The organism is Amycolatopsis decaplanina DSM 44594, from assembly GCF_000342005.1.
GTDB classification, from domain to species: domain Bacteria; phylum Actinomycetota; class Actinomycetes; order Mycobacteriales; family Pseudonocardiaceae; genus Amycolatopsis; species Amycolatopsis decaplanina.
In genome coordinates, this window is record NZ_AOHO01000082.1 from 39408 (window position 1) to 53042 (window position 13635).

9 protein-coding genes are annotated in these 13635 nt (G+C 68.3%); 6 read left to right on the forward strand and 3 right to left on the reverse strand.

The features are described 5' to 3' along the window. Positions 1–20 precede the first annotated feature (20 nt). Entirely contained in the window at positions 21–647 is a 627-nt protein-coding gene (locus H074_RS37400) for a VOC family protein (RefSeq protein ID WP_007035304.1), read from the forward strand. On the opposite strand, the gene H074_RS37405 is transcribed toward H074_RS37400, so the two are convergent. Together H074_RS37405 and secA2 are read right to left on the reverse strand one after the other, a co-directional pair. Beyond that, positions 618–2375, reverse strand: coding sequence for an NAD+ synthase (locus H074_RS37405; RefSeq protein WP_007035305.1), 1758 nt, complete (start codon positions 2373–2375; stop codon positions 618–620). The two genes, H074_RS37400 and H074_RS37405, sit on opposite strands and share 30 nt — an antisense overlap. Positions 2376–2532: 157 nt before the next feature. Beyond that, positions 2533–4860 (reverse strand): accessory Sec system translocase SecA2, encoded by a 2328-nt coding sequence (gene secA2, locus H074_RS37410; RefSeq protein ID WP_007035306.1) that lies wholly within the window; start codon positions 4858–4860, stop codon positions 2533–2535. A 149-nt stretch (positions 4861–5009) separates the two neighbouring features. Between secA2 and H074_RS37415 the strand changes: the two genes are divergently transcribed. Together H074_RS37415 and H074_RS37420 are read left to right on the forward strand one after the other, a co-directional pair. Next, positions 5010–6581 (forward strand): alpha/beta hydrolase, encoded by a 1572-nt coding sequence (locus H074_RS37415; protein ID WP_200865858.1) that lies wholly within the window; start codon positions 5010–5012, stop codon positions 6579–6581. Positions 6582–6633: 52 nt separating this feature from the next. Continuing rightward, positions 6634–8190 carry an alpha/beta hydrolase gene (locus H074_RS37420; RefSeq protein WP_007035308.1) on the forward strand — a complete coding sequence of 519 codons (1557 nt, stop codon included), beginning with the start codon at positions 6634–6636 and terminating at the stop codon, positions 8188–8190. Between the two features lie 79 nt (positions 8191–8269). On the opposite strand, the gene H074_RS37425 is transcribed toward H074_RS37420, so the two are convergent. Continuing rightward, on the reverse strand, positions 8270–8938 hold the full coding sequence (locus tag H074_RS37425) for an LppX_LprAFG lipoprotein (RefSeq protein ID WP_007035309.1): 669 nt from the start codon (positions 8936–8938) through the stop codon (positions 8270–8272). Positions 8939–9027: 89 nt separating this feature from the next. Here H074_RS37425 and H074_RS37430 point away from each other — a divergent pair, with 89 nt between their 5' ends. From H074_RS37430 to H074_RS37440, 3 genes are all read left to right on the forward strand, one after another. Beyond that, positions 9028–10293, forward strand: coding sequence for an MFS transporter (locus H074_RS37430; RefSeq protein WP_039924487.1), 1266 nt, complete (start codon positions 9028–9030; stop codon positions 10291–10293). A gap of 68 nt (positions 10294–10361) precedes the next feature. Further along, positions 10362–11705 (forward strand): type I glutamate--ammonia ligase, encoded by a 1344-nt coding sequence (gene glnA / locus H074_RS37435; RefSeq protein ID WP_007035311.1) that lies wholly within the window; start codon positions 10362–10364, stop codon positions 11703–11705. Positions 11706–11719: 14 nt separating this feature from the next. Next, positions 11720–13282: an amidase gene (locus H074_RS37440; protein ID WP_007035312.1), complete on the forward strand. Its 1563-nt coding sequence runs from the start codon at positions 11720–11722 to the stop codon at positions 13280–13282. Positions 13283–13635: the final 353 nt, after the last annotated feature.

A 13635-nucleotide genomic window follows, 5' to 3' on the forward strand; every position in this document is an offset into this window, starting at 1 on the left:
GCTGCGGTAGGAGTATGGGCATGAGCGACCTCGTGCTGGATCACCTCGTCTACGCCGGGCCGGACCTCGAAGAGGCCGTCGCGCGCGTCGCCGAGCTGACCGGCGTCACGCCTGTACGCGGCGGAAGGCACGTCGGTTTCGGTACGGCCAACTACCTGGCCGATCTGGGAGCCGGCGCCTATCTCGAGGTGGTCGGCCCCGACCCGGATCAACCCGAGCACGTCGGACCGCGCCCGTTCGGCATCGACGAGCTGACCGCTCCCGCCCTGATCACCTGGGCCGCGCGCGTCGAAGGCATCGACGAGGCGATCGCCGAAGCGCGCGAACGTGGTTACGACCCGGGCGAAGCGTCCGAGATGTCGCGGACCACCGACGACGGTGAACTGCTGACCTGGCGTCTCACCGGTGCGGGTGATCTAGGCGGGCTCGCGCCCTTCCTCATCGACTGGGGGAGCACCCCGCATCCGACGACACGAGGGCTCCCGTCGATCCCGCTGCTCATGGTCACCGGTGTCCATCCCGAGCCAGCCGCGGTCGAATCCGCGGTCCGCGCGCTCGGGATGGACATGCTCGTCCGGCGTGACACGGAGCCCGGCCTGGTGGCCGTGCTGACGAACTCAGCGGGGAAGCAGGTCGCGCTGAGCTGAGCGGGTCACGACAGTCCCCTCTCGCCAGCCGTTGGTCATCGGCAGCCGCCGGTCCCGCCCGAACGCCTTGAACGTGATCTTGGTGCCCGGCGGGTACTGGCGGCGCTTGTATTCGGCCTTGTCGACCATCCGCACCACGCGGTCGATGGTCTCCGGCTCGAAGCCCGCGTCGACCAGGTCGACGTAACCGCGGTCGCCCTCGATGTAGTCGTCGAGGATGTCGTCGAGCATCAGGTAGTCGGGCAGCGAGTCGCTGTCCAGCTGACCCGGCCGCAGCTCCGCCGACGGCGGTTTGGTGATCGAGTTCTCCGGGATCGGCGGGGTTTCGCCGTTCTTCTCGGCTTCCGCGTTGCGCCACTTGGCCAGGTGCCAGACGTGCGTCTTGAACAGGTCCTTGATCGGCGCGAAGGCCCCGACGGCGTCGCCGTAGATCGTCGAGTAGCCGACGGCGAGTTCGGTCTTGTTGCCGGTGGCGAGCACCAGGTGACCATCCTGGTTGGACAGTGCCATCAGCAGCATGCCGCGGACACGGGCCTGGATGTTCTCCTCGGCGAGGCCGGTCAGCTGAAGCTGCTCGACGTAGACCTTGACCATGTCCGCGATCGGCTCGACGCGATAGTGCGCGCCGATCCGGCGGGCGAGGTCTTCGGCATCGTCTTTCGAGTGCTCCGAGGAGTACTCCGAAGGCATTGAAACGCCGTAGACGTTGTCGCCGCCCAGCGCGTCGGCTGCCAGCGCCGCCACCACCGCGGAGTCGATACCGCCGGAGAACCCGAACGTCACCGACGAGAAGCCGTTCTTGTGCACGTAGTCGCGCAGACCGACGACGAGCGCGTGCCACACCTCGGCTTCGTCCGACAGCGGCTCGCTGATCGCGGACTCGGTGCTCGGGCTGTACGCAGGAACCGGATCTTCGCTGAGAACGCGGCGCTTGACCCGGAGGCCTTCGAACTCGCCTTCGGCGGTGTGCCCGCCGGCGACCAGGTCCGTGTCGACGACGAGCAGGTGCTCGACGAACTGCGGCGCGCGCGCCAGCAACCGGCCGTCCGCGCCGACCACGATCGAGTCGCCGTCGAAGACGAGGTCGTCCTGACCGCCGATCTGGTTCGTGTACACCAGCGGCGCCCCGGCCTCGGCCGCGCGGCGGGCGATGAGCGGCAGGCGGATGTCGTCCTTCGCACGCTCGTAAGGCGAAGCGTTGGGTGCGACCACGAGGTCCACCCCGGCCTTGCCCAGCGCGGAGATCGGGCCGCCGTCCTGCCAGACGTCCTCGCAGATCACCATGCCGACGTCGACGCCGTGGAAGCGGACGACCTCGAGATCATGGCCCGGCTTGAACCAGCGGTGCTCGTCGAAGACGCCGTAGTTGGGCAGGTGATGCTTGAACTGGCGGGCGACCACTTCGCCGCGGTACAGCGCGGCCGCCGCGTCGCGCGGGCCGGTCTCGTCCAGATCGAGGTACCCGATGTAGGTGAGCACCTCGCCACAACCGGCTTCTTCGAGCCGCCGGGCGAGCGCTTCGACCATCTGCTTCGAGGCGGAGGCGAAGGTCGGGCGGAGGGAGAGGTCCTCGACGGGGTAACCGGTGAGGGACATCTCCGGGAAGACGACGATGTGGGCGCCTGCTTCGGCGGCCTTGCGAGTCCACTCGACGGTGAGCTCGGCGTTGCCTTCGAGGTCCCCGACGGTGGTGTTGACCTGGGCCAGTGCGATGCGCAGTTGCGGCATGCCGTCATTCTCACCCACCGGCGTCCGCGGGGACGACCGGATGTGCCGAATCGCCCACCTGGGTTTGACCGGTGCGAAAAGAGAGCGGGGGACCTTTGCTGTCGCTCTCCAAAAGAGAGTGACAGCAAAGGTCCCCCGCTCCCCCTCAGGACCCGCGCTACTTCCGCTTGATCATGCTCCGCACCTTCTTGATGGTCTGCTCGAAGTCGGAGTCGAACGGGTTGTCGTGCACCAGGTAGGTCCACGTCGTGTTCGCCCGCCGCACGCCCGCGTCACCGAGGTCGATCCCGTTATCGGTGATCTCGGCCTCCTCGAGCGTCTTCGCCGCCCGCTCGGCCGCCTCCGGGATGATCTTGTGGAACTCGGGGATCGCCGCGCGGTGGAATTCGTCGATCGGCGTCTCCCGCGCCAGCGCCCGCAGGTGGATGCTCTCCCGCACGTCGGTCAGGAACGCCAGGTGGTCCGACCACAGCTGATCGATGTGGAACAGCAGAATCTCCCGGCACAGCTGTTCGACGCGAGCCTCGTCGTCGACCTTATCCGAAAGCTCCTTGAACTTCTCCGGGTGCGCCTTCTCCAGCACCTCCGCCGCGTGCGCGGTCCGCAGCACCTTGTCCCGGTGCTCGAGCAGTTCGCCGCGCTGCCGCTCGATCAGCCGCGTGTAGCGCCAGGTGTTCCGGTGGATCTCCAGGTCGACACCCTCGGCGACGCGCTGCGCGTGGTTGATCTGCCGCAGCGCCGCCGGGTCGACGATCTCGCCGCTGCCCACGTCGGAGCTGATGCCTTCGGGGATGTCCGGCGCGTTCGACAGCACGAGTTCGTCGTTCAGGCTGGCGAAGAACACCGCGCTGCCCGGGTCGCCCTGTCGTCCGGACCGGCCGCGCAGCTGGCCGTCCAGCCTGCTCGACGGATAGCGGGCGGTGCCGATCACGTGCAGGCCGCCCAGCTCGACGACCTCATCGCGGCCGTCGCCGTCCTTGCCGCCCAGCCGGATGTCGGTGCCTCGGCCCGCCATCTGGGTCGAGACGGTGACCGCGCCCTTCTTGCCGGCGTCGGCGATGATGGCGGCTTCCTCGGCATCGTTGCGCGCGTTGAGCACGACGCATTCGAGGTCGACCTTCGCCAGCTTCTCGGCCAGCTCTTCGGATTCGGCGACGTCCTGGGTGCCGACGAGGATCGGCCGCCCGGTCTCGTGCACCCGCCGGATCTCCTCCTCGATCGCGCGCAGCTTCTGCGACGGCGATCCGAAGATCCGGTCCTCCTGGTCCTCACGGATGTTCGGCGTGTTCGGCGGGATGACCGCCACCTCGAGCTTGTAGAACTCGCGCAGCTGCTCGGCGACCGCGACCGCGGTACCGGTCATCCCCGCGACCTCTGGGTACCGCGCGAGCAGCGCCTGCACGGTGATCGAGTCGAGGATCTCGCCCCGGTCGGTCGCCTTGACCTGCTCCTTCGCTTCGACGGCGGCCTGGAGGCCGTCCGGCCAGCGCTGCAGTTCGGCGACGCGGCCGCGCGCGGCGTTGATCAGCTGCACTTTGCCGTCGCGCACGAGGTAGTCGACGTCACGGGTGAGCAGCGCATGCGCGTGCAGCGCCACGTTCACCGCGGGCAGCCTGTCCGAGCCGGTCTCGTCGTAAAGGTTGATGTCGTCGCCGAGGGCCTTCTCGACCACCGAAGCGCCCGCCTTGGTCAGCCAGGCGTTGCGGCCGTCGGCGTCGGTCTCGTAGTGCAGCCCGAGCCGCAGTCGCCGGACGATGTTCGCGACCTCTTCGTCGGCGTCGGTGTGGTCGATCGATCCCGCCATCACCAGCGGCACGCGGGCCTCGTCGACCAGCACGGAGTCCGCCTCGTCGACGATCGCCACCTCGGGCTCGCGCTGGACCAGGTCCTCTTCGCGGGTCACCAGGCGGTCGCGCAGCACGTCGAAGCCGATCTCGCTGACGGCGCCGTACGTGACCTCCTTCGCGTACGCCTCGCGGCGCTCGTCGCGGGAGTGAGCGGGCTCGACCCAGCCGACGGAGACGCCGAGCAGGTCGTAGATCGGGCCCATCCACTCCGCGTCGCGTCGGGCGAGGTAGTCGTTCACTGTGACGACGTGGACGTGCTTCCCGCGCAAGGCGTACCCGGCGCCGGCCAGCGCACCGGCCAGCGTCTTGCCCTCACCGGTCTCCATCTGCACGATGTGCCCGCTGAGCAGGCCCATCGTGCCGAGCAACTGGACGTCGAAGGCACGCTCGCCGAGCGCCCGCCGCGCGGCCTCGCGACCGAGCGCGCAGACCTCGATCAGCTGGTCGTTGCCGAAGGCAGCGGCGTCCCGAAGCTTGCCTGCCCGCTCTGTCAGCTCCTCGTCGGAGAGCTTCTCCAACTCGGGCTCGAGCTTCTCGATGGCCGGCAGCAGCGCTTCGTAGCGGGTCAGCTCGACGCTGCCCGGCCGCTGCATGATCCGGCGCAGCTTCTTGCCCACCCGGCTGATCAGTGCTGCCACCCCTGTGCTCCCGTCTGTTCTTCTGCCGTCCGCACCCGTATCACCAACGCAGTGGTGGTGCGGCCGAGTTCCACGGCCGATGGCACGATCCAACCGTGTCCACTCATGTCAGCGCCAGGTCCCGTGCCCGTCGATTCGCCGCGATCACGCTGTCCGGCCTGCTCGCCGTCACTGCCGCCGCGTGCTCGTCGGGAGAGGGTAGAACCCAGCCGCCGCCTCCGGCCACCGAGTCGCATGCTCCGACCGGACCGGTGCCCGCCGGACTCGAGAAGTTCTACGGACAGAGCCTGACCTGGGCCGACTGTGCACCCTACGCGACATCCGATGACGCGAAAGCGGCGTTTCGAGTGAAGGACGCACAGTGTGCCCGCCTGACCGTCCCGCTCGACTACGCGAAGCCCGAAGGCGACTCGATCACGCTCGGCCTGTTGCGCCGGAAGGCGCTCGAAACCGACGAAAGGATTGGGGCACTCGTGGTCAACCCCGGCGGCCCCGGCGCCTCCGGGATGCAGGCCGCGGCCGGTCTCGCCTCCCGGACGGCGACGAACGAGCTGGGTAAACGCTTCGACATGGTCGGTTTCGACCCGCGCGGCATCGGCGCGAGCCAGCCGCAGGTCCGCTGCCTGACCGACGCCGAACGCGACGCGGACCGCGCGGACGACAGCGAGACCGACGGTTCACCCGAGGGGGTGAAAAAGCAGGAGGCCGAGTCCCAGGACTTCGCGGCGAAGTGTGCCGAGCGGACCGAACACGGCTCCGCGATGCTCGCGAACTTGGGCACGCGTGACGTCGTCAAGGACATGGACATCCTGCGTTCGGTCCTCGGCGAGCCGAAGCTGAACTACCTCGGCTACTCCTACGGAACACGGATCGGGTCCGCCTATGCCGAGGCGTTCCCGGCGAACGTCCGTGCGCTGGTGCTCGACGGTGCCGTCGACCCGGAGCAGGACGCGGTCGAGTCGCTGGTCGCGCAGGGGCAGGGCTTCGGCAAGGCGTTCGGGGAGTTCTCGAACTGGTGCGCCGCGCGTGAGGACTGCGCCGTGGGGCGCGACGCCGCCGGCGCGACGAAGGCGTTCCAGGATCTGGTGCGGCCACTGATCGACTTCCCGGTGCCGGTGAATGACGGCCGGAAACTGTCGTACGAGGACGCGACGACGGGCGTGATACAGGCCCTCTACCAGGAAGATCTCTGGGAACCGTTGAACACCGCGCTCAATGACCTGAAGCGCCAGCGCGGCGACGGCCTGGAAAAACTGGCCGACCTGTACAACGAACGCGGCGCCGACGGCCGCTACGGGACGACGCAGGACGCGTTCGTCGCGATCCGCTGCGTCGACGACCCGCGAGTCACCGATCCGGTGAAGATACTCGACGCGCAGAAGCGGTACGCGGAGGCGGCTCCGTTCCTCGACGACGGCAAGCCGGACGGTTCCGCGCGTGACGCCTGCGCCTTCTGGCCGGTGCCGAACACCTCGGAGCCGCACCAGCCGAACGTCGAAGGGTTGCCGAAGACACTGGTCATCTCGACGACGAACGACCCGGCGACCCCCTATCAGGCGGGCGTCAACCTCGCGAAAGCGATCAAGGGAGCTTTGCTCACGTTCGAGGGCAACCAGCACACGGTGTTCCTCCAGGGCGTCTCGTGCGTCGACCGGATCGGCATCGACTACCTGGTGAACGGCACCCTGCCGGACGAGGGCACTCGCTGCACCGCCAAGTAACGAGTTCGGCGCGAAGGGCCATGACCGGCCGGGACGCTGCGAAGATCACGAGATGAGCCTTCGCCGCGTCCCGGCCGTGCTCGTTGTCGCCCTGCTGGTCGCCTCATGCACGACGCATCAACCGCAACCGCAGCCCGCGCCGTCGGCGTCACCGACCACGACGGCGTCACCGACGCCGGACCCGAAGGCACTCGAGAAGTTCACTCGACAGGGGCTGGCGTGGGGCACGTGCGCATCCTTCACGGACAAGTCGTTCGACTGCGCGAAGCTCACCGTGCCGCTCGACTACTTGAAGCCGGACGGCGAGACGATCTCGATCGGCGTCCTCCGGCACAAGGCGAAGAACAACGACCGGCGGATCGGCTCTCTCGTCCTCAATCCGGGCGGCCCCGGTGGCTCAGGCGTCTCGGCCGCGGCGCGGATCGCGAAGTCACGGCCCGCGGCGGCACTGGCCGAGCGATTCGACATCGTCGGATTCGATCCCCGCGGGGTCGGGACCAGCGAGCCGAAGCTCGTCTGCCTCACCGACGCCGAACGCGATGCGGACCGCGCGGAGGATTCGGAAAGCGACTCGACGCCCGGCGGCATCGCGAAGCAGCTCGCTGACGCCAGGGCGTACGCCGCGAAATGCGCCGAGCGTACGAATCACGGCAAAGAGCTGCTCGCCAACATCGGGACCAGGGATGTCGTCCGCGATCTCGACGTCCTGCGCTCGGCGCTCGGTGACGAGAAGCTCACCTACCTGGGCTTTTCGTACGGCACGCAGATCGGGACCGCTTATGCCGAGGCCTACCCGGACAAAGTGCGGGCGCTGCTCCTCGACGGTGCGGTCGATCCCGAACTCGACACCGCCGAGTCGCTGGTCACGCAGATGGCGGGCTTCCAGAACACGTTCGCTGAATTCGGCAAGTGGTGTGCCGCTCGCGCGGATTGCGCGCTCGGCCGTGACGCGGGCGCGGTGACGAAGGCGTTCCAGGACCTGGTCCAGCCGCTGATCACCGAACCGGTGCCCGCGGGGACTCGTGAACTCTCGTTCGAAGACGCCATCACCGGGACCAGCGCCGCACTGTACTCGCAGGATGCCTGGAAGTTCCTCAACGACGGGTTGACCGAGCTCAAACGGGGGAGCGGCAAGGCACTGGTCGCGCTCGCCGACAACTACTACGGCCGCGAGCCGGACGGCCGGTACACCGGCATCCTCGACGTGTACTTCGCGGTCCGTTGCGTCGACAGCGCGCGGATCACCGACAGGCGCGTCATCGGCAGCGCCCACGCGCGGATGCTCCAGGGCGCGCCGTTCCTCACCGGCGGCACTCCCGACATGAGTGAACTCGACATCTGCTCGGTGTGGCCGGTGCCCGCCACTTCCGAGGTCCACAAGCCGGACGTCGACGGCCTGCCGCGGCCCCTGATCATCTCGACCACCGATGACCCGGCGACTCCGTACGCGTCCGGCGTGAACCTTGCGCGGGACCTCAAGGGAGCTTTGCTCACGTTCGAAGGCGCGCAGCACACCGTGTTCCTCGACGGCAACGAATGCGTCGACAGCGCCGGCTTCGCTTACCTGCTCAATGGCGAACTGCCCGCCCCCGACGCCCGCTGCTCCTAGCGGGGAAGCAAGGGACCTTTGCTACCGCCGACCCCGCTGACCAGGCATTTCCCGCCAGAAGGGGAGCGGGGGACCTTTGCTACCGCCCCGCCCCGACGACCACCGCGTTATGCCTGGTCAGCGCCAGTTCCAGCATCACCGCGAACTCCTCCGGCCTCGTCGGCGGCACCTGCAGCCACACCCGCACCAGCCGCCGCGGCTCGTCCCGCGAAATCCACAGTTTCACGAACACGTCCGACTTGATCTCCGGCACGATCCCGCCGATCACCGCGGCCGGCACCTTCGCGGCGATCCGGAAGGAGTCGGTGTCCTGCACCCGCTCCCACCGCTCACCCCGCAGCTCGGTCGCCCCGGTCAACAACCGCCGCAGTCCGCCATCGGCCCCGAGCATCGCCTTCGGCGTATAGGGCGCGGAAGCCGGGATCACCCGCTCGCCGCCAGGCTCACTGAGCGTGATCTCCGAGCTGGACAGCCGGTACTTGACCTTCATCCGTTCGAAGTCGTCCTGCAGGTCGGCATTACCGATCGCGCCACCCTCAAGACTGACTTCGCCGTCGAGTCCGCGCACCGGCAGCCCGGCGACGACGCCGTTCACCGCGAGCGTGAACCGCACGCTGCGCAACGAGACGAGGGAGTCGGCCGCCGCGCTCACGTAGTCCTGGGCAGGCGGCAACGGGGGTGAGCCCGCGCAGCCGCCGATGAGCCCGATCGTGAGCAGCAGCGCCGGCACGAGGTGACGGCAGCGCATGGCCTGAGCCTATGGCCTTGGCCCGAATCTTTCGCACAGTGTCCTTCCAGCCGCTTCCGCCGGGAGCCGCCGCCGATGACGCTGTACTCGTGCAACCAGAGACCCGGCTCCACCGCGCGTGGTTCGTCGCCGCCGCCGCATTCATCGCCCTGCTCGCCGCCGCCGGTTTCCGCGCGGCTCCCGGCGTGCTCATCGACCCGCTCCACAACGAGTTCGGCTGGTCGCGCGCGACGATCGCGTCGGCCGTCTCCGTGAACCTCGTTCTCTACGGCCTCTTCTCGCCCTTCGCGGCAGCTCTCATGGAGCGCTTCGGCATGCGACGCGTCGCCTCGACGGCGTTGTTCGTCGTCGCGATCGGCGCGGGCGGCACGGTGTTCATGAACGCGAGCTGGCAGCTCATCCTCTGCTGGGGCGTCCTGGTCGGCGTCGGCACCGGCTCGATGGCGATGAGTTTCGCCGCCACGGTCGCCGCCCGCTGGTTCGTCCGCAGCCGCGGCGTCGTCACCGGGGTCCTCACCGCGGCGGGCGCCACCGGCCAGCTGATCTTCCTCCCGATCGTGGCGAACCTCGCCGTCGACGAAGGCTGGCGGACGGCGTCGCTCGTCATCGCCATCGCCGCGCTGGCCGTCGTCCCCGTCGTCCTCCTGGTGGTCCGCGATCACCCGTCCGACGTCGGAACGACCGCTTATGGCGCGGAGCCCGGCGAAGTCGCTCCCGTCGCTCGCACGGGTGGTTCTGCCCGCCGCGCGCTCTCGGTGCTCGGCTCGGCAGCGCGCACGAGGACGTTCTGGCTGCTCGCTGTCGGCTTCGCGATCTGCGGCGCCACGACGAACGGCCTGGTCAGTACTCATTTCGTGCCCGCGGCGCACGACCACGGCATGCCGCAGACGACCGCCGCCGGACTGCTCGCCCTCGTCGGCATCTTCGACGTCGTCGGCACCATCGCCTCCGGCTGGCTCACCGACCGCGTCGATCCGCGGATCCTGCTCGGCGTCTACTACGCCCTTCGCGGCGTTTCGCTCGCTCTGTTACCGCAACTGTTGAGCGGAACGGTGGAACCGAGCATGTGGGCGTTCATCATCTTCTACGGCCTCGACTGGGTGGCGACGGTTCCACCCACCGTCGCGCTCTGTGTCCGGCAATTCGGCGCCGCCGGGCCGATCGTCTTCGGCTGGGTCTTCGCCAGCCACCAGCTCGGCGCCGGTCTAGCGGCCTTCGGCGCCGGCGCGATCCGCGATTCGTCGGGTAGCTACTCCCTCGCTTGGTACATCGCGGCGAGCCTCGCCCTGATCGCTTCGGTCGCTTCGCTGTCGATCATCAAGGCGGCCAAACCCGATCCGGTTCTCGTGGGGTGACCCACCACTTCCGGTCGATCGGCGCGTCGCGAAACATGTCGTTAACACGTTCTCGTTAGGGTGCGGCCATGGATCGCCAGCAGGAGTTCGTGCTCCGTACCTTGGAAGAGCGCGACATCCGTTTCGTCAGGCTCTGGTTCACGGATGTGCTGGGGTTCCTCAAGTCCGTCGCGGTGGCGCCCGCCGAACTCGAGGGCGCCTTCAGCGAGGGAATCGGCTTCGACGGATCGGCCATCGAAGGGTTCGCGCGCGTCTACGAATCCGACATGGTCGCGAAGCCCGACCCGGCCACGTTCCAGGTCCTGCCCTGGGAGACCCCCGACGGCGGCCCGTACTCGGCGCGCATGTTCTGCGACATCGCGATGCCCGACGGCTCCCCGTCCTGGGCGGATCCCCGGCACGTCCTGCGCAGGCAGCTCTCGAAAGCGGGTGAAGCGGGTTTCACCTGCTACGTCCACCCTGAGATCGAGTTCTTCCTGCTCGCCAGCCTGCCGGACGACGGCAGCGAGCCCGAGCCCGCGGACAACGGCGGCTACTTCGACCAGGCCAGCCACGCGACAGCGACGCACTTCCGACGCCACGCCATCGAGACGCTCGAGGCGATGGGGATCTCGGTCGAGTTCAGCCACCACGAGGGCGCGCCCGGTCAGCAGGAGATCGATCTCCGGTACGCCGACGCGCTGACCATGGCCGACAACGTGATGACCTTCCGCTACGTCGTCAAGGAGGTCGCGCTCACCCAGGGTGTCCGCGCGACCTTCATGCCGAAGCCGTTCACCAACCAGCCGGGCTCCGGGATGCACACCCACGTGAGCCTGTTCGAGGGCGATCGCAACGCCTTCTACGACGCGGAAGACCCGTACGAGTTGTCCGCGACGGGCAAGGCCTTCGTGGCGGGGCTGCTGCACCACGCGAAGGAGATCTCGGCGGTCACCAACCAGTGGGTGAACTCCTACAAACGGCTGATCAGTGGCAGCGAGGCCCCGACGACCGTTTCGTGGGGCCGCGCCAACCGTTCCGCACTGGTCAGGGTGCCGATGTACTCGCCGGGCAAGGCGTCGTCACGCCGCGTGGAGATTCGAACACTCGACTCCGCGTGCAACCCCTATCTGGCGTACTCGGTCATCCTGGCCGCCGGACTCAAGGGCATCGAGAAGGGCTACGAACTCCCGCCTCCCGCCGAGGACAACATCTGGCAGCTCTCGGATGCCGAGCGCCGCGCGGCCGGGTATGCCCAGCTCCCGCAGAACCTCGGCGAGGCCCTGGCCGAAATGGAAAAATCGGAGCTTCTGCCCGAAGCGCTCGGAGAGCACGTTTACGACTTCTTCCTGCGCAACAAACGTGTTGAATGGGATAACTACCGCAGCGCGGTGACCCCGTACGAGCTGCGGACCCTGCTTCCGGTTCTCTAGACGAAGGAGACCTGATGGTGCGGCGGCCGGTGTTCGGAGTTCTGACGACGTTGGTCGCCGCGACCATCGCGGCGAGTGCCGCTCCAGCGGCATCCGCCGTCGGAAAACCTCTCGATCTCGACGCCGCCGACATCCCTTCGCTCCAGGCTCGGATGTCCTCCGGACGACTGACCGCGGTCGGTCTGACCTCGGCTTATCTCGATCGCATCCACAAGGTCGACCGGCAGGTGAACGCGGTCATCGCGGTCAATCCGGCCGCGATCGTGCAAGCCGCAGAGAGCGACATCCGGCGTCGCGCCGGCAAGACGCGCGGACCGCTGGACGGCATCCCAGTCCTGGTGAAGGACAACGTCGACACCCGCTCGATGCAGACGACGGCGGGTTCGCGCGCACTGCGCAGCAAGCCAGCGAAGGACGCGACCTTGATCCGCCGTCTTCGTGACGCGGGCGCGGTCGTCCTCGGCAAGGCGAACTTGTCCGAGTGGGCGAACTTCCGCGCCGCCAAACCCACTTCCGGGTGGTCGGGCATCGGTGGGCAGACGAACAACCCGTACGTGCTCGATCGCAACCCCTGTGGGTCATCCGCCGGATCCGCCGCGGGGGTCGCCGCGTCGCTCGCCCAGGTCGCGATCGGCAGCGAGACCGACGGCTCGATCGTCTGCCCCGCCGGAATGACCTCGACAGTGGGGCACAAACCGAGTCTCGGCCTGGTCAGCCGCACCGGCGTGGTGCCGATCTCGGCCGAACAGGACACCACCGGCCCGATGGCCAGGCACGTCGTCGACGTCGCGCTGACCCTGTCCGCGCTTCAGGGCCGTGACTCGAGCGACCCGGCCACCGGCACGTACCCGCCGAACCAGCCGACCGACTACGCCGCGCACCTGCGGCCCGGCGTGCTGAAGGGATCCCGGATCGGGCTCTGGCGGCTGCCGGTACTCGGCCCGGACGTCGACGCTGTGATGACGCGGACCAAGAACTCGCTGGTCAAGGCGGGCGCCGAGGTCGTCGAGGTGACGCCGCCGTACCAGGCCAGGCTCGGTGAACTGGAGTTCCCGGCCCTGCTCACCGAGTTCCACCGGGACATCGATCGCTACCTGGCCACGCGTCCCGAAGGCCCGCGCGACCTCGCCGCGCTGATCGCCTACAACCGGTCCGACCCACTGGAGCAGACCTGCTTCGCCGGGCAGGAACTCTTCGAACAGGCGCTCGCCGCGCCCGGCCCGACCGACCCCGGCTACCTGGCCAACCGCCGTGAGCTGACCGATCTGGCGAAACGCTCGATCGACGAGACCCTCGCCGAGTACCGCCTCGACGCGATCGCCGCGCCCACGAACCCGCCCGCCTGGAAGACCGACTGCAAGTCCGGCGACAACGACGTGATCCCGTCGTCGACCCCGGCCGCGGTCTCGGGCTACCCCGCGGTGACCGTGCCGGCCGGTTTCGTCGGCGAGCTCCCGGTTGGGGTTTCGTTCATGGCGGGGCAGTGGACGGACGCCCGAGTGCTCGCCTACGCGGCCGACTTCGAACGCGTCGTCCCGGCCCGTAAACCGCCTCGCTACCTGAAGACCGTCGGATGACCGGGGTTCACACCGGCTGACCTGCGGCGATGTCGTTAAGTGACCCCCCTGTTTTCGGGGGGTTCCGGGGCATGTAATCTTCTCTTCGTCGCCAGGAACACCGGGCCGCCGGGGCCGAAAGCCCCGAGGTCAGGAACCAGGGCCGAGCGGGTTGACACCGCGAACCGGACCAGGTAACGTTCAGCGTCGGCCCACGAGCGGCCGCCGACCCCCTACGACTAACAACGTAGGATTCGGCATGCTCGACCAAAAAGCTTGTGAATATCGCTTGAAACAAAGCGTGTTGCTTGAGAACTCAACAGTGTGCTAGTGAACTAAGCCAGTAGAGCTTATGTATTGAAACCTCGTATTGA